Below are 18,650 nucleotides of genomic sequence, written 5' to 3'. Positions count from 1 at the left end.
AAAAATAGTTAAATATCTATTATCTTTTTAAAGAAAAATGACCATTTATGATTTTTCCGTCTTCAAAAGTTAAATTAAACCAATAGTCATCAGCGACTACTGGATGTCCAGTATAGGTCCCATTCCATCCTACACTTGATGGGCTTATTTCTTTCAGTAATTTTCCATAGCGATTAAATATGGTTATCGTGGATTTTGGTAATAGATCAAGATTGTCAATATTCCAAAAATCATTATAGCCATCTCCGTTAGGCGTGAAGTATCTGGGATAATCTAATACGTAGAAAACAAAGGGATCTGATAAACCACAGCCATTTTTATCCCGTGCATAAGCGATATAAGTTCCTGCAGCTATTCCTTCAAATTGAGGATTATCCTGAAAATAGGAACCGTCAATTGAAAACTCATAATCTCCTGATCCTGTATATTCTATTACTACTGAATTTTCATTTCCGGCGAAATCATTTATTGTAGCTCCGTTTATAGTTGCTATTTCTGAACTATTTATATGAAAATTTTTAGTTGCTGCACATCCGTTTGAATTGGTAACTGTGACGAAATAGTCTCCTGCCGAAGCTACTGTTATTGAATTTGTTGTTTCTCTTGTATTCCATAAGTAGCTTGAAAACCCTGTTGCTATTGATAGGTTCAACGAGTTTCCATTGCATAAGCTTGCATTTACATCTTCAAAATTTGGAGGGCTAAATGTTTCTACTATAAGTGTGATAGGTGTGATATCATAGCAATCGGGGCCGTTTATTATTTTTGCGAAAATAATTTGTTGATAGGGGTTCGTATTATTGAATAAATTAGGAAGTGCATTATTTTGTAAAATAGCGTCTACTGGACTCAAATAGTATTCTACATCTAATCCAGCCGGCAGTCCATTTAAAACAGCGGGAGTTATATCTGTTTTTAGATCAAAAACAGATAAACCGTCTTGGCTTGCATCGGCGTCACAGGTTGTAAATGGATTTTGAGGAGTAATACTTTCATTAGAAATTTGGAGTGTTAATTCAGCATATTTTTCGCAACCATAAGAATTAGTAACTTTTGCATATAAGATTTGATTTTGAGATTTGTTCGTATACGATGTAGAATTTGCAATCGCATTTGATGATCCTTTGGCTTCTGCCAATGTTTCGTAATAAACAACTGGATTTAAAGAAGAATCATTATTTTTGATTTTACTGTCTACTTTCGTTAAGTTAAAAGTGGAGATTCCATCCCCATTATCATCACACTGTACTAAAGTAGTATTGTTCAATACTATTTCTGGAGTATATTCAATTTTTATTTCACCCGAAGAGGTACAATTAGGAACATCTAATTCTAATCTATAAGTGCCAGCAGCTGTAGCGGTGTAAGAAGCACTTGTTTCACCGGCAATTAGAATATTGTCTTTATACCATTTGTAAGTATTAGTTAACGGTAAGCTTGTATTTATAACATAATTCTCTCCATAACAGATTCCGTTATTTGTGGACACTAACCGATCCGTACCTAAATCTATTTTAGACGTAAAACTGCCAGCTTTTATAAAAACAGCTGAGTTAAATGTTGTAGATTCATTGTCTGCAATTACTAGTTTTATGTGATAGGTTTTATTAGGAATTACATTGGTTCGAGCGTTCATTATAACAGTTTGTCCAGCGTAATTTATTGGGCTTGAAGAGGTGTTAAATGCTCCAAAATAGGATTCGTTCACTGCTGGACAACCATTTGTTCCAAAAGCTGGTGGTGGATTTACAGCAGGAATTAGAGGGTGCACATTTGTGGAGGTTACAGGAATCGTGGTATTTGGAATTAGAGCCAAGTTTTGATAAGGAGCAGTGCTTCCGGATTCTTTTATTAAAAAAGCAAAAGCATCGGAATAGCTACAAGGAAAAAAGCTTTGGTATTCATTAGAAGCAAATATATAATCAAAACTTAAAAAATTGGTTAAAGGTGTAAAATCAAATTCTAAAACTGTTGCGTTTAGCGTAGACTTTCCTAAAACGGTATCTAAATCTGGATCTCCTAGCCATTGATTACTGTCTGCGGCAGGAATATTTTCAACATAAGGACCTTCGGATTTTACACTACTCCAAGTGCTTAATAAAATACCTTCCGTAAAAGGGAAACTGCTTGCTCCTGAATTAAAATAGCCATAACTATTTTGAGTTCCTGAAAAAGTGTCACCTGAAACACTAGGATTTGAAGTAGTGGAGCACGAACCATTATTTGTCAATCGATTTACAAGTTTTTGTGCAGTATAAGAATCATTTACCGTTATTGATTGTGCACTTCCCATCAAGGGAATGAAAAAAAGAAAAAAATAAATCGATATTATTTTTAGAGACTTCATAGTCTAACAAATATACTATAAATCTCTATTTTTTAACAGCTTGTAAGAAAGTAACATAAATATAATCGACCAGGACAATACAATAAGTAGAGATGAAAAATGGACGCTGTAATCTTTAATGCTATCCACTCCAATTTGTGTTCCAATATTTTTTATAACTGATAACCTAGAAAAAGGCTCTACTATTAAATTTGACATGGATTCTAAGGGAAAAAATTGAGTTATATAATCAGCTGTTTTATTATCTGGGAATATTTTAAATGTTAAAATGCCCTTAGCAATTCCCTCAATAATATTCCATACTAGCAGAAATCCTAATGCAAATGCAGATCGTTTTACCAGTATTCCTAAAAATAAACAAAAGGAGAAAAAACCAACTAATTTGACAAAGAATGCCAGTAGATATTCCATTTGAGAAAAAACTATGGATAACTCTGTATAAGATGAAAATACAAATCCTAATGTTAAACTCATGATGAATACAAAAACAGTAGAGCAAAAAGAAAATAAGAGGACGGTCAAGTATTTAGACAAAACGAACTCTTTTTTACTCAATCCGTCAATCAGGTTTTGTTTTAAAGTACCGTAGCTATACTCATTTGCCATCATGGAGACAATAACGATGGCTAAGAATAATTTTAAAATTGCAGCAATATAAGTATTAAAATGCCAAATAAAAGGAAAATTAAAGATACCCATTTCAGCAAGATGGATTTTAAAAAAACCAATGTCAAATTTTATGGATGCGATTAACGCTATAAAGGAAAGTAAAATGAAGTAGGTCAAAGTCAAAACCCGACTTGCTTTGTTCATCCATATTTTTTGTAATTCAATAGATAATAATCTTTTCATTTTTTTAGTTTTTAAGTGTTGGTTTAGCATTTTTTGTCAATTCTAAAAATTGCTCTTCCAAACTGTGTTTGCGTTTAACCAAATGACTTAGATTAATATTGTTTTCATAAAGGAATTTATTTAAAACCGCGGCTTCTAAAGGAGTTTTTAGATATACAAAAACTTTCTCTTCTTCTTGTTTAATACTTTCTATAGCGGGGTGCGTTTTTAAAACTTCAATCAAAGCTTGAGAATCTTCGGCTTGTAGCTCAAAAAAACCTTCATTGGATGACATGCCATGTACACTCCCAGAATAGAGGACAAGTCCCTTTCTCAAAACTAAGACATGTGAACACACTTTCTCGACTTCATCTAATAAATGAGAGGCTAATAAAATAGTAGTTCCCTGCGCAGCTATCTGTTTTATAATATCTCTAATTTGATGAATTCCCTGCGGATCTAAACCGTTAGTAGGTTCGTCTAAAATCAATATTTCTGGATCATTTAATAGGGCAGAGGCAATCGCTAAGCGTTGTTTCATTCCTAATGAAAAGGTGCTGAACTTACTATCTTTTCTTTCATCTAAACCCACAAGTTGTAGTTTTTCAAGAATTTTAGCATAACTAATATCCTTTATTTTACAAACTAACCTTAGATTTTCCTGTGCCGTCATATAAGGGTAGAAATTGGGCCTTTCGATAATAGCTCCCACTTTTTTCAAAGCATCATGGGTTTCCATTTTTCCATCAAACCAGCTGTATTCCCCCGAAGTTTTATTGACCACATTCAAAACAATTCCAAGGGTTGTTGATTTTCCGCTTCCGTTAGGGCCTAGAATACCATAAACGTGGCCTTTTTTTATTTCGAAAGAAATATCTTTTAAGGCCTGCACACTTCCAAAGCGTTTGCTAAGATTTTTAATAGAAAGGATAGTTTCCAAAATGTTGGTTTTTTATATTACATATAGGACGAGCAAATTAACAAATTGTTACCGTTATAGCAAAATTAGTTTGTTATGGGGTTAAGGCGGTTGCTTCTTCTAATTTTTGAGTAGTAATGGGACTTATGACATAGTTTTTAGCAATGTTGTTTTTTAGCATTTCGATATTATAAGGAGCAAGGAAAGAGGTAACAATAAAATGATGATTTTTCCTTTAATAGTTAAAAGAGTAGACTCATCAAGAAATTACCATCTATTGATTTCGTAATTAATTTTAGGAGAAACTTTATCGTCTGGAGAATTGTATTTTATGACTGATAATTTTAGAAAATTAGGGTGGACTTCTTAGTCTTTTATACTTCTGAAAAATTAAGAAGTTTGTGTTTTATTATCATATAGCTATAAATTGACGTAAATTTGCATTAAAATCAACATAATGAGCGATTCTGAAGTACTGTTTAAAAAACCATCCTATCCTATAAATAATGCCCTTTTTGATTATTTAGGTCGGTTTGATCGTATCTCTAAAGTTCCTGTAGTTTATGATGATTTATTGCGGTTCTCAGGAGCTATAAACGTTTACGATAAGCAAGAGGTAGATACCTTATGGATTAGGGTGTATTATAATGAATTTGAAAGAATGGAAATTGATCTAACTTTAAAAAAGATCTATTCACTTTTGCATTCTGATGGAAATTTAGACATTATTAAGTTTTTGAATGTAGATTCAATTGATTATTGCACTTTTGGGAATTCGAAGCCTTTTCGAATAAAAGTTAGAAACATATTAAATGATAATTACACTCATTTTTACGTAAAAAAAGCAGATGCTTCGCGTGTATATGGACTGGAATTAGAACATATTTTATCTCCTGACAAGATCAACTTCTTAGTATATGAAGATACATTAATTGAAGAGCATATCATGGGAATTCCAGGAGATGTATTTATAAAAACACTTTTGGAGGATTGTAGCGAAACCGAAAAAGCACAGATAGCCAAAGAATTTGTAAAGTTTAATGAGCGTTGTATGATACGTCTTTTAGGAGATATGCGTGCTTATAATTATGTAATTGTACCCATTCACGATTTTGACCAGGTAGTGTATAGAATTCGCCCCATTGATTTTGATCAGCAATGTTATGAGGGGAATTTCAAGATTTATAGACCGCAGTTCTTTAAAGAGAATTATCCAATGGTAAAATTAGTGAAGGATAAATTGCAGGATAGCTCCATTGAACAATATAAGAATGAAGAACGGGCGGTATTAGCTAAAAGAATCCTTTCGGCAGAAACACGTATTAAAAGGCTATTGAAGATTATGGGAAATGACCTTATTGCCCCTGATGAACATGTACAACGGCTAAAGAACGATTTGTTTTTATTTACAAATGATTTGAATTTTAAAAATGCTAAAAGGATGGGGAATGTTTTAACAGCAGCCTTCCGATTTGTTACCAGAAATTATAAAAATGCTAATTTATTTAAGCCTGGGTTTTAATTTAAACGCTCCAAAGTTCATTCCTATTAATCTATTTTAGCCTAGAATATGAAAAACTACATTTCGATTGTTTCTGTTTCCTTTTTAATACTATCCTGTCAGCAAGATTCAGGTGTGTTATCTACTCTATACTCCTTACCAAAAAAACTTAAAGAAGTCTCTGGAATTAGTTATGCAGAAGATACCAATTTACTTTGGACTTTGGAAGATAGCGGGAATGCTAATAAAATTTATAGTCTAAATCCAGAAGGAAAAATTGAAAATGAAATTACAATAACCAATACTAAAAATAGGGATTGGGAAGATATTACTCAAGATAATCAAGGTAATTTGTATATAGGTGATTTTGGGAATAATGAAAATGACAGAAAGGATTTATGTATTTATAAAATAGATAAAACTGGTCTGAAATCTGGTTCAGTTTCTCCAGCTTACAAAATAAACTTTGCCTACCCAGAACAAACAGAGTTTCCGCCAAAGAAGAAAAACTTAGTCTTTGATGTAGAAAGTTTTTTTGAGTATGACGGTTTCTTTTACCTCTTTACTAAAAATAGGAGTAAAGATTTTGACGGTACCAGCAGCATATATAAAATTGTAAATAAAGCAGGCTTTCAAAAAGCACAGTTAATTGGAAAGTTTACTACTGGAAACGATTATAATACTGATGCCATCACAAGTGCTGCTATTAGCCCTGATGACTCAAAAGTAGTGCTTTTGAGTCATAGTAAAATTTGGCTTTTTGAGGGTTATAAAAAGGATGATTTCTTGTCAGGAACTGTAAAGGAACTTGATTTAAAGCATTATTCTCAAAAAGAAAGCATCAGCTTTAAAGACAATAAAACAGTTTTTATCGCTGATGAAAAAACTAAAAAAATGGGAGGAAAGGTTTATGAAGTAAACCTGAAAAAGTTAAAATCAAAAACCTAGTCCTAGACCAAAAGTAAAACGCGCCTGATCATCGGCACTTTTAAAATAAGTGATTCTTGCTGTAAGAACATCTAATCCATTAAGCCATAATCCGCCACCAACTGATTGATGCCATTTATCAGATTCTTCACCCTTTAGCCATACTCTTCCATAGTCATAACCGCCTAGAACTCCATAAGACATAGGGATAAAACTATTTTTGATTGTTCCTATATTCCAGCGAATATCGCTACTTTGAAAGAAGGAATAATTCCCTATAAAACGTTCATTTCTAAAACCTCTTAAGTCATAATCACCTCCTAAAGTTGCTCCTTGATAAAATTCGAAATTATCGTTTAATATCGCTTTTCCTTTAAGTAGAGTTGCTAAAACAATTTTTCCGTTTGCATCAATTTTATGATTAAAACTAAGCTTAGATTCTATTGCAGGGAAATTTCGCTTTGTGTCTTCTAAGTTTATTTTCCAACCTCCAGTAATAGAAAATCCCATACCTAATGTTGGAAAAGCGGGGTTGTCATAATTATCAAAGCTATATTTTAAGCTTGCACCTGCAAATAATTGGTTGTCAAAAACTGTTGGGTTAACCGTATTTGGGATTGCTATAAAACGATCTTTTGTTCTCTCAACATCAATATTTTCAAATTCTGTTTTGAAATTAATAACGCTTCCATAAAGTCCTACTTTTGTGATTTGTGGTGCGAATTTTGCAATTCTAATGCGAACCCTATTATAATCCTTTCCGTCTTCTTCATCATTATTTACGGAGTTATTACCATAACCAAAATAGTTGATGGCAAAATTAGGACTTGTAAATTGTGTTGCGAAATCGAAATCCCAATCCTTATAAAGTTTAGGAATACTTAAATTATAAAGTAATTCAAATCCTCCTGTAGCAAAATAGTAATTTGCTTTTAAAGTATGTTTTCGTGTATAAGGATTTTGCTTAAATTTATTAATGGTATAGTTAGCAATAATTCCAAATTTTATACCGTCATCAGGATTAAAACCTAATATAGGTAAGCCTGAGAATACATTGTATTTGGGTTTTCTGTAATCGTAAAGGCTAGTTTCATAATCATCAGACAGTGATTTTTTAGCTCTGTGATCTAGGTTAAAAGTATTTTCTTTAGAATTAAAGTCTAAAATTGTAATTTTTTTACCATTTTCTACATTGTAAATATCATTGTTTTGTCCACCTATCAATCGGATTTTTATTTTCGATTTGTTCGCTCCTTTTACCTCAAAAACATCATCATCGTCTAAACCGTATACCCAGATATTTTTAGTGTGCGCATTAGTAAACGACTTTTTATAAAGAAGTTCATCTCCTTCTTTTTTTAGTCTATAAACTGCAACTTCCAGATTTTTTTTGCCCTTATGGTCGATAACAAATTTATCATCTTTGTTTGTGCCTACTATTATAACTGTTTTTTGTAACACCTTATAATAATTCCTAGCATATTTTGTCAGCAATTCTCTGCGAGATTTTATATTATGCTTAATGTCTTCAATCGTTTGATCTTGAACTTCTTTTGGTAAATTGACAAAAGCACGATCTATCTCTTGATCCGAGAGATTTTCTTGAATGTATTTAGCCTGCTCAAGCCACTCTTTTTCTGTCGAAGTTTTTAATAATGCTAAATCTAATGTATAGGCTTCTTTATTGAACCATTTTACGTTTTTGATGTCTTCTTTAAAAGATTGCATGTGGCGTAAAGCGGGAATATTCATTAAAATAGAAAGCAATGCTCCGTCATACTTTGAAAACGCTTGGTCGCGATCTCTTGGGATAGGCTTGTAAACTACTTTTTTGTCTTGTTTGTATTCTCCCCAACGCCATTGGTCATAATGCCTATCCCAATCACCAATTAGCATGTCAAACAAACGAGCTTTAATATATTCTTTTTCATCAATAGAATATTTCTCGTCTTTGTGTAGTTTTTCTAGTACATCATATGTACTTATTATGTCCTCTGGTTTGCCAAAACTCGCCACATCTATTTGTTCTTTGGATGGGCGTTCTTCTACTAAGTACAATTCATTGCCAAAATCAGCATTAAAATCTTTTAGCTGGTTTTGTTTTGGGATATAATAGAGTAATGGATTAGTATGTGCAACTCCAATGTTATCAGCTAAATTACCCACTGCTAAAGGGGCATAAGGATGTGATGTGGTGTAGAAATCATATAAAAACTCTTCGGCAAATGTGTTTTTAAAGCGCTCTTCAACATACTGGTCTTTAAAGGCAACACTTTGTAAAAAGCGAGATACACTTTTTTTAACCGCGCGTATTACATATTCTTTACCGTTAGAATCTTCAAGTCGTAAAGATTTAGATTGATGACCACCGCCTGCAATTGTGGGCGTCAGACCTCCATAAAGTTTGTCAAGAGTGATTGTTTTTGCTGCTATTTGTGTACCGAAATATTCACGATAATGTGTTCCAAATAAAAAATTATGAAACTTACTTTTGTGAATCATGTCGGGAGTATAAACGGAAGCTTTAGTAGTCTGTGGAAATTTTGTAGGATAGTCTAGTGTTACTTTTGTTGGTGGAAATAAAATCGTTTTCTGAAACAATAAATTTAACTTGTTATTTTCTTTTCCGTAAAAAGAAACCATTGCTTTTCCGTTGTCAAAAAGAGATAGTGTTGCAAAACCATTTTTCCCGTATGAAAAATCATTTGGATAAACCGCCTTTGCAGCTTCTGATTTAGATCCAGCTCCACTTATAATTTGTTTGACATTTTCATGATCAATGTATTGTAAATTATGGTCGTGTCCAGAAACCACAATCACATTATTGAAACCTTTTACATACGTTTGAATGCGGTTTGATAATGCGCTATACTTTTTGTTTTGAATGTCTTGCGGACTAATACCTGATGTTTTTCGTAAAAAATTAATAACCGACCCAATAATGGGCAGGGGAATTTTTTGCTCCAGAGGGAAAAGTTGCTTTTCTAAAGAAAATTGTCCTCCATGAGTACCGTTACTCATTAATGGATGGTGCAGCGCTAAAATTACCGTTTTGTCTTTGTTTTTACTTAGTAAACTTTCTAATTCAGCAAAGAAATCCTCACGAGTTTTAATGTCGCAGTTATCATTTATTGTAGGTGATTTATTCCAGTCTTCTAAAAACCACTGACTGTCAATAGTAATTAAAGTAACTAAGTCGTTTATTTCTAAATCATCAATTGCACAGGTTTTACTGGGTGAAAATGCGTTTTTGTCTTTTAAATAATCAGTGATGAATTCGCCTTGTTTTTCAAGCCCTTTGATTCCGTTGTACCAATCGTGGTTTCCGGGAATAAAAACGGTCTGCCCTTTGAACTTTTTAGAAAGTGCTAGTTGAGCTAATAATTTGTCTTCGGCAATTTTATAGGCGGGTTCGTCTTTCTTACTCGGTAATCCTTTCGGGTATATATTGTCTCCTAGAAACAGTAAAGTGCTGTTTTTATTGGCCACTAGAAGTTGTTCATGTAGTAATTGCAACATTTTTTGAGGTTCGGCTTCATCAGCATTGCCAGCATCGCCAATTAAAAAAAAGGTATGCACAATTTTTGCCGTGTCTACTACGTTTTGGGGTACCGGATTTTCTACTTTATTACCATATTGAGCCTTTTTAGTTGCACATGATTGTAGCAAAAGGAGTACTATCGGTAAGTAAAGAAATATTTTATTTTTGATAAATCGATTATCCGAAAACATTTTCATAATTTAGTAGTATAAAAATTTGTTATGACCATTATAGCGCAAGCCGAAGATTTTGTCCGTAAATTATTCAAAGATAAACTTTCTATTTCATTTATTTACCACAATTTAGACCACACTTTTGATGTGGTTACGGCAGTTACAATGCTATCAGACAGAGAGAATTTAACGCCGTTAGAGACTGAGATCATTGTCATAGCAGCATGGTTTCATGATACGGGTTATACTAAAGGTTGTGATAATCATGAAGATGCGAGTATTGCTATTGTACGAGATTTTTTAAAAGGCAAGGGTAAAGATGAAGCGTTTATTAATGCTGTTTCTAAAATTATAAAAGCAACAACCTATGATTATGTGCCTAAAACTATTTTCGAAAAAATCATTAGAGATGCTGATTATTCTCATTTTGGAAGAGAGGATTATTTGTCTATTTGCGAGAATTTAAGAAAGGAATGGGAGGTTACCAGTCAAAAATTCTACACAAATCAAGAATGGGCCAAAGAAAACCTTAAAATATTATCTAAATATCACGTATATTACACTGATTATGCCCTTGAAAACTGGCAACCCATTAAAGAAAACAACATCAAATTGATAAAAGAAAATATAAATAAAATCGAAAATCAAACGGCTGAAGATTCTGTTGCAGCTGAAAAGAAGAAGAAAAAGAAAAAGAAACCTACTAATGGGAAAACAAGTAGAGGAGTAGATACTTTATTCAGAATTACATTGAGTAATCACACCCGTTTAAGCGGAATTGCAGATAGTAAAGCAAATATATTATTGTCGGTTAACGCGATTATTATATCGATTGCCTTATCATCAATTATTCCAAAGTTGGATAATGTACGCAATGACTATTTAGTCATTCCCACATTTATAATGTTGATGTTTAGTGTGGTTTCTATCATTTTTGCCATACTTTCAACACGTCCAAAAGTTACTAGTGGTACTTTTACAAGGCAAGACATTGAGGACAAAAAAGTGAATTTACTTTTCTTTGGTAATTTTTATAAAATGCCTTTAGACGAATATGAATGGGCGGTTAACGAAATGATGAAAGATGACAGTCATTTATACAACTCGATGATTAAAGATTTGTACTATTTGGGATTAGTTTTAGAGAAAAAATACAATCTATTAAGAATTACTTACAATATATTCATGATTGGAATTATAGTTTCTGTTATTGCTTTTATAATTGCATTTAATTCTATTCACGTCTAATTTAACTCTTCTACTAAATCTTGATAGCTGTATTTTTCAGTATCGATGTTCGTGTTGCACACTTTTACTCTAAGGGCTTTTAACCCAGAAACACCTTGCAGTTCTTCGACGTCAAATTGCTCAATTGTTGGTTCTAGGATCCCTTTAAACTGTAGGAATTTGATGTATTTTAAGTATTCTGTTTCTTCGTAAGAATGAGAGTAGACTATGGTTATTTTCTCTTTTTGAGTTATTCTTTCCTTTGTTCCTTTTATGTTGGCTTTGTCAATACGTTTTTTTACCACTTCGTAACGGGCATTATAGGTTCCGTCGACATCAAAACGTTTTTCATCCATTCTAAAACGGATTGAAATAGGAGAACTAAACACTAAAATCAAAGAGGTTACATCGAGTTCATATGGAAGTGAAGATTTAAGATGATGATGCTCTAATTCCATTTTACACAATGTTTGAAATTGCCATAACCTTAAATTATTCAGATACATTAAGTCAAAGGGCTGTGAAGGAGAAATAGAAGCGCCAATATAGAGGTTGTGTTCAACTCCATCTGTTTTAAATCTTTCGAAATAATGTGGGAATATATTTTGTGCTTCCACTTGTTCCTTATCTAGAACAGTAGCCATCTTTTTGTTAATGATAGCCATTGCATCATCAAATTGTTTGCGTGCTTGATAAAACAGACCTGTTTTTAGATCTAATTCTTCAAAATAGTTATTTATTAATAATTGACATTCGCCTTCAATTTTCGAATTCGATAAAATGGGGTGTATTTCTTTTTGAATGTAGGTTTGAATCTGTTGCTCTGTATCTGCTTTTAATTCTAATTGCAATTCTCTTGAGTACGATTGCATTTCAAATTTTCGTTGCTCTAGTAAAGGAAGCGTACTGTTTGCTTCTAAATTTTTAAAAATGGCTAATAATGCACTCAGTTGATTTTTTAAATCTTCTTTTACAGTTGAATTTCGGTGTTCAGAGGACCCTTTGATGTCAATCTGACCATACAAGGGATACACTTCTTTAAAAACAATTTCTTTGAAAATATAATCCTTGTTAGCGGTATTTGTATGGAAATATTTTTGTGCCTCATTTCGAAATTTCCAATATACACTAGAGTGTATCGCTGTATATTCACGTTGAATTATAGCTTCGACTTGGTTTTCTAAATCTATATTGTATCGTTCTAGCGTATCTACGATATAAGGAAGTATAAGGTCTAGATTGTTTGCATTTATACTATTTAATTGTCGAGGTTCAGATGAAACGAGTTCCATAATCCCCAATAATTTATTGTTTTTTATTACAGGCGCTAGAATGCAACTTTTAATACCCTGATCCAGTAAATGTTTAGCAAATCTTTCATTACCAGGAATAGTGGCAAAATGCTCCACGCTAGAAATTGAGAATGGTTTTTTGTCTTCTAAAAGAGTATTATAAGAGCATCCCAGAAATGCTTTTTCACAAGGGATTTCTTTTTCATCCAGAAGAATGAAGCTTTCCCGTTCCTCATTCTTAAAAGGAGGTTTTATTAATTTACCTTCTTCTGCGCTATATATAACAAGGCCTATTCTTAAATCAGGAACTTTAAATATTGATTTAAAGATGGCATTTGAATTTTTATTAATGTCATTTTGCCCTTTTTCAGATTTTAAAAGATTACTTTTTAAATTAGAGATGGCACTTTCTTTAGTAGCATCATAAAGGGTGACTATTCCAAAACCTTTTAGAATCCAACTTTCTAAAGGAAATTTCTCTTTCCATAAATCGATATTGCTATAATTGTCCATTAATTCATCAATGTCTTCAGATGATAATGCAACGGCTTTTTCTGTAGGATAAATTTCTATGAAATCTGCATTGTAGAGAATTCGATAATGATTTATAATTCCGTTTGAACTTGGAATGTCATAAAATAAAGGTCTGTTGTAATCGAAGTGCTGATGGTAATAGGAATTTAATATAAGGATACAGCTTAGTATATAAAATTGATCGTCGTTAAAATCTCTTATCGTTAAATCAAAATCTCCTGCAGCAATTAATATTTTTTTGAATCTTTCAGAATAATTAAAAGTGAAATTTTGAAACGGAATGGTAACGGCTTTTATCTCATTATTTGTTAATGAAGTGGGGAATAAATCAGCAAGTAAATAATTTATTAGTGTTTTGTTATTTTCTATAATCGATAAATCCTCAATTCCAGTTCTAAATTCTGGTATTGGTTCAATTTCTTTTAATAACGCCTTTGCATAATTAGAACGATAATCAACATCTGATAGAGCAATTTCTTCCAAAGATTCGATTAGTTTGTGAAAGGAAATTAGCGTTTTAAAAGGACTTTCGTTGAATATAGTAGTGTTCATTATGATGCGGATTTAAAAATGTAAAATTACTAGAAAAGGAGTTTTTTTACCATGCAAATTTATGAAAAAAACGCTAGTCACTAAGGTAATTGGAGGTTTAATATTTTAAACACAACAAAGAAATAATACTAAATCGAGGTAGATTTTTGATTTTGTTGCCGAAAACTATAAGAATGTCCGTATAGTTAGAACTGTTTTGTAGTTTTGGTTTCACCTTAGGAAACATAATTAGGCGCGAAACTAGGATTCCAGATTTGTGTTGCTCTTCTAGCTTTGTTTTTTGATTTTTAAAAGAAGGATAATCAGCGGTGAAATGCTTTAAGCATTGCTCTTATTCTATTAGTTTAATAGAACTAAATTAGCGGCAAGGTTTCAACTAGATATTTTGAAGTTTTTTTACACAAAAACTTTTTAAAGTGTCGTTTATCTCTTTTAACTCTGGTGTAAGAAACGTTTTGTTTCCTTTTTCATCATTTGTTAATTCTAATTCACAAATAGTGCATTTGTATTCCTTAAAATGACTGGTAATATTACGGGTTGTAATAATTTTGTGTCCAAAAAGTAAACAATATAATTTTTTACTTAGAAAATTTTCTTTGATTTCGATTGTACTCATAATGGTAATGGTGGCGTTTAGGTAGATTTGAGTTCGCTAAAACTATTGAAAATATCGACAAAACAACAATTTAATCGATTAAAAACATCTTTTTGTGATAAAAAGAAATAATTTCCTACTCGAAACTGGAATTGTAGTAACTAAATACAAAAATGTGAATGGACTAGTTATTAGTGTATTAAAGAAAAAGCCTCAATCACTAAATTAGTGATTGAGGCTTTTTTAAAAGGAAAAGAAGTGAAAAATAGCTTTACGATTTTTCTTCTTTGTTAAAGTATACTAAATAGTAATACATCTGTTTTTCTTCGTCCCAACCTTTTTCAACATATTTCTCTGCGCTTTCAGGATTGATGAAATCCATTTTGATTTGGATATGCGTATCTAAGTTGATTACATTTTTTATTGATTTACGAGCATCTGTAACTGCAGCATTAGCAATGGGGAATGAGGTTACATCTTCAATACTGTATTTTTCTCCTTTGTCAACTTTGTAATTTTTAAATTCCGGAATCAGGTCTGGATTGTCTAAAACTTCGTTCAAAAAGTTAGTCTCTTCAAATTGATCATTTTTGGCAAAATAATTCACTGAACGGTTCATGAACATCACTTCCTCTTTTTTGTCTTCAGCAGGAAAAACTACGTCTTTTGCAAAATTCTGACAGAACTTCAAATATTTTTTAGTGATAAAATTCTCATCTTCAAAGGCATCAACAGAAAGGAAATGCTCTAACCAGTATCTCGCATCATAACGGTTACTGTCCACAGTTAATATTTTATATCCTTCTTCTTTTTTATGATTAAAAATGATACATCCTTTATCTAGTTTGCTCAAGTTTATACCTTGTTGAAGTATCATTTCTAAATGTGTTCCTTTTTCTTCAAACTGTAAAAAATCAGCTTGCAGCTCACTTTTAAAAATACCGATGGCATCAACGACATTGTTATCGATATTTACGTTTGTTAGATAAGTGACATACACTTCTCCATTTTTAATGTGAGGATGATTCGATTGTTCGAATAAATGCCTAGTGATATTCTTTGAATTTTCATGTAAACTTGCTGGATTTTCAAAAATCGCTGAAGTAAATTTATACATGTCGTTATAATCCAAATCAACTTCATGTGCAAACTGAAAATAGTTTTCTTCTTTTTCTCTAAAAGGTTTCAAGAAAAACTCTTTTATAAGAGGCACAATTTCATCTTGAAGACTAAAAGGTTGCTCTGATAAGAAGATAGCTTCGTTACGACTTTTGTTTCCTACTCTATGAATAGAAAGAGTCTCGATGTGTGTGTTAAATAAGTTGATCATTTTTGTGTTTTATTTTTTTTAGACAAAAAAACCAAGATTATAGACAATAGAGAAGTCTTTAATCTTGGCTCTTTATTCTTATTTTTTACTATTCTAATTCCAGTTTTCTTCAAATCCAAAGTCTTCAAAACTATCGTCTCCTTCAAACATATCAAGGTCCTCCTCGTCTAGACCGTCTTCATAATCATTGGCATAGTCATCAGCATTGTCTGCTTCAAAGTTTTTCTCTATTGCCTCATCTGGCATTTCACCATGAGAAAATAAAGTTTCGGGATATAAGTTCCCTACTTCTTGTTCTTCAACTGCGGCCAATTCAACTAAGAATGTCCACATATTAATGAAATCATATACATAGATAATTTTTGTGTTTTCAGCATCTAATAGATCTGACAATTGGTAAGAGCTCATCGTTTTTTGCTCCCCAATAACATCGCCGGTATCAAAAAGCGAAATTTCATCTTCCTGGTTCCATGTTTCATCACAAGTGTAAAACGAGGCTACTTCCATACCGTCAAAACCAAAGGAATTGAATATTGCGTTATGTAAATCTTCTAAAGTGTCATCTGCAAGTATTGCAATATCTCTGAATATATCTTCTTCTGCATCTAGAATTACTCTGAATTTGTAAACCATAATCTTTGTTTTTAATGAGAGGTCAAAGGTAAAATTTAATTTTATATTTCATCCCGAACTTTCAACACAGATTCTAGATTTGTTGATAAGATTTTTGCGTATGCATTTATAAAGAACCAAATCAACTATTTATAGGTCTGCCAATTTAAAATAGCAATAATAAGGATTGCTACGATTTAATTATTCGAATAAAAATAAAACAGTAGTAATTATATAGAATTATAATTATTTGTTATTGATAGATTTATGTATTATTTTTCTGAATTTGTGGTATTTTCCATGGATAGGGTAATACCTGTTTACCGTCATGTTGTTAAAAATTAAGGCAACAACCAGAAGAATTAATACTCCGCTAAGTACAGGTGAAATTACATACCAATATCCTAAATTTTTTATTTGTGCCGACCCAGTTACTGCTATCAAAGCGGTAGCTCCTCCAGGAGGATGCAATGTTTTTGTCAGTTGCATTAGAATAATAGAAAGTGAAACGGATAAGGCTGCTGTTAACCATAAGATGTCAGGAACAAATTTAGCGACAGTTACTCCTACAATTGCAGATATAACGTGACCACCAATCAAATTTAGAGGTTGTGCTAGCGGACTTTGGATAATGCCATAAATCAAAACAGAGGATGCACCAAAAGATCCTATAAGAAATAGTACATCAGAATCTGGAAGCATTCGTGATTGTAAATAAGCAAGAGTCCCAATCCCAATAAAGGAACCAACAAACGACCAAAATTTTTCTCTAAAATCAACTAGCGTTTCTTTATAAAGTATGTATTTGGTCTTACGATAACTTCTTTTAATTTTTTCGGTAGGCATAAAATGTTATTTTGCTACACTAGCAGCGTAGGAATATACAGAATGTGGATAAATCAGCTTTGCGGTGTATTTTGAAATAAGACAAACCACTAAAATGGGAAAAAATAAAGTGTAATCATTTATTAAGCCGCAAATTAAAAATAGCGCAGTAAAAGGGGCGTGAATACTAGCACTTAAAACCGCTGCCATTCCTATGACCATAAAGTTAACCGGAATTATATTTGCGTTTAAGTAAGTGTTTAAGAGTAGCGCTACAAATAATCCTAAAAAAGCACCAATGAATAGGCTAGGAGCAAAAACACCGCCATCTCCACCAGAAAATAAAGTAGCCGATGTGACAATGGGTTTTAATATAATGATACCTATAAAGGTAGATAGTAAACTATAAGATATTTTTACCTCGTTAGGATTCAAAAAAATCATTTTGATTGCGTGATATCCTTCTCCATATAATTGCGGAAAGAAAAATAAAGAACAACTTAATATTACAGATCCTATTAAAATCTTGTAGTAGTGACTTTTTATTTGGCTTAGATTATTTTTAAAAAACAATACGCAACGTGTTAGATAAACAGAATTAATCCCAGCAATAATCCCTAATAAAATAAAATACGGAATAGCTCTTGCATGCCATGTTGTAATGTTTACAGCAAATATGGGTTTCTCATCTATTAAAAGAACAAGTCCAAAAGCAACAGTAACAGCAATAATATTACTAATTAAAAAAGTACGTGTAATTTTTCTCGAAATAACTTCGAGTACAAAAAATAGCCCCGCGATAGGACTATTAAATAGTGCCGTGATTCCAGCAGCTATTCCCGCACAAATCAATTCCGTCTTATATTCTTTAAATATATTTTGTTTGCGTTGCGCCACAGAACCGATAGTAGCTGTAGCCACAACGGTAGAAACTTCAATTCCTGTAGAACCCCCAAAGATGACAGTTAGCAATCCATTGATAAAATGGGAAGCAATCTTTGATTTTGGTAAGTTTTTGGTTTTAGACCCTGTACTCTCAAAAACTTCATTGATTCCTTTATTCTCTTTTTTATTAAACATATAATGTCTCAGAAAATAAATTACTGACAATCCGAAAACTGGAAAAATAAATATAAAGACGGGATGTAAATAAGCTTGGCTAGAAAAAATTTCTTCGTAATGCTCCGTTAGTTTTTTTAATGTGATTCCTAAAAAAGCAGAAAGAAAACTAATCAAAACAGAAACAATAATTAATTTCCGCAATTTTATTAATTGCATGTTTTTTTTGATGCGGGCAGTAGTATTCATGTAAATATATTGTGAACCTTAGTTTATATAAGGTTTTTAAGGACTGCAAATTTAAAGAATACTAGATTCAATTAATTAATGCAACTCTCAGGAAAAAAGATAGGATAATTTTTTCAAAAGAAAGGACATTTAAGTC

At 32.1% G+C, this 18,650-nt stretch carries 12 protein-coding genes; 3 read left to right on the top strand and 9 right to left on the bottom strand.

Annotated features, from left to right (window positions below; genetic code table 11):
• Window positions 1-19 precede the first annotated feature (19 nt).
• Genes QO200_RS18370 through QO200_RS18360 form a run of 3 tightly spaced genes read right to left on the bottom strand, consistent with a single transcriptional unit; the run spans window position 20 to window position 4,118 of the window.
• Window positions 20-2,347, bottom strand: coding sequence for a choice-of-anchor L domain-containing protein (locus QO200_RS18370; RefSeq protein ID WP_371543185.1), 2,328 nt, complete (start codon window positions 2,345-2,347; stop codon window positions 20-22).
• Between the two features lie 15 nt (window positions 2,348-2,362).
• Window positions 2,363-3,199 (bottom strand): ABC transporter permease, encoded by an 837-nt coding sequence (locus QO200_RS18365; protein ID WP_371543183.1) that lies wholly within the window; start codon window positions 3,197-3,199, stop codon window positions 2,363-2,365.
• 4 nt (window positions 3,200-3,203) lie between these two features.
• Window positions 3,204-4,118 carry an ABC transporter ATP-binding protein gene (locus QO200_RS18360; protein WP_371543182.1) on the bottom strand — a complete coding sequence of 305 codons (915 nt, stop codon included), beginning with the start codon at window positions 4,116-4,118 and terminating at the stop codon, window positions 3,204-3,206.
• A gap of 436 nt (window positions 4,119-4,554) precedes the next feature.
• On the opposite strand from QO200_RS18360, the gene QO200_RS18355 reads away from it, so the two are divergent.
• The gene (locus tag QO200_RS18355; protein WP_371543179.1) at window positions 4,555-5,619 is read left to right on the top strand and encodes a hypothetical protein; all 1,065 of its coding nucleotides are present in this window, start codon (window positions 4,555-4,557) and stop codon (window positions 5,617-5,619) included.
• Window positions 5,620-5,667: 48 nt separating this feature from the next.
• Complete coding sequence (locus tag QO200_RS18350; protein ID WP_371543177.1) at window positions 5,668-6,546, top strand: SdiA-regulated domain-containing protein; 879 nt, start codon at window positions 5,668-5,670, stop codon at window positions 6,544-6,546.
• Here the strand turns inward: QO200_RS18350 and QO200_RS18345 are convergent.
• Entirely contained in the window at window positions 6,535-10,263 is a 3,729-nt protein-coding gene (locus QO200_RS18345; protein ID WP_371543175.1) for a metallophosphoesterase, read from the bottom strand. The two genes, QO200_RS18350 and QO200_RS18345, sit on opposite strands and share 12 nt — an antisense overlap.
• Before the next feature lie 24 nt (window positions 10,264-10,287).
• Here QO200_RS18345 and QO200_RS18340 point away from each other — a divergent pair, with 24 nt between their 5' ends.
• On the top strand, window positions 10,288-11,487 hold the full coding sequence (locus tag QO200_RS18340) for a Pycsar system effector family protein (RefSeq protein WP_371543171.1): 1,200 nt from the start codon (window positions 10,288-10,290) through the stop codon (window positions 11,485-11,487).
• Here the strand turns inward: QO200_RS18340 and QO200_RS18335 are convergent.
• The 5 genes from QO200_RS18335 to QO200_RS18315 form a co-directional block, all read right to left on the bottom strand.
• Complete coding sequence (locus QO200_RS18335) at window positions 11,484-13,844, bottom strand: GAF domain-containing protein (RefSeq protein WP_371543168.1); 2,361 nt, start codon at window positions 13,842-13,844, stop codon at window positions 11,484-11,486. The genes QO200_RS18340 and QO200_RS18335 overlap by 4 nt on opposite strands.
• 866 nt (window positions 13,845-14,710) lie before the next feature.
• Window positions 14,711-15,769 (bottom strand): nucleoid-associated protein, encoded by a 1,059-nt coding sequence (locus tag QO200_RS18330; RefSeq protein WP_371543166.1) that lies wholly within the window; start codon window positions 15,767-15,769, stop codon window positions 14,711-14,713.
• A 93-nt stretch (window positions 15,770-15,862) separates the two neighbouring features.
• Window positions 15,863-16,402, bottom strand: coding sequence for a hypothetical protein (locus QO200_RS18325; RefSeq protein WP_371543164.1), 540 nt, complete (start codon window positions 16,400-16,402; stop codon window positions 15,863-15,865).
• Window positions 16,403-16,627: 225 nt separating this feature from the next.
• Entirely contained in the window at window positions 16,628-17,227 is a 600-nt protein-coding gene (locus QO200_RS18320; protein WP_371543162.1) for an HPP family protein, read from the bottom strand.
• Between the two features lie 6 nt (window positions 17,228-17,233).
• Window positions 17,234-18,514, bottom strand: coding sequence for a chloride channel protein (locus tag QO200_RS18315; protein WP_371543160.1), 1,281 nt, complete (start codon window positions 18,512-18,514; stop codon window positions 17,234-17,236).
• Window positions 18,515-18,650: the final 136 nt, after the last annotated feature.

The organism is Flavobacterium sp. Arc3 (assembly GCF_041431375.1).
Classification (GTDB): domain Bacteria; phylum Bacteroidota; class Bacteroidia; order Flavobacteriales; family Flavobacteriaceae; genus Flavobacterium.
The sequence above is the reverse complement of the archived record's forward strand: the minus strand, read 5'-3'. Positions and strand labels throughout refer to the sequence as shown.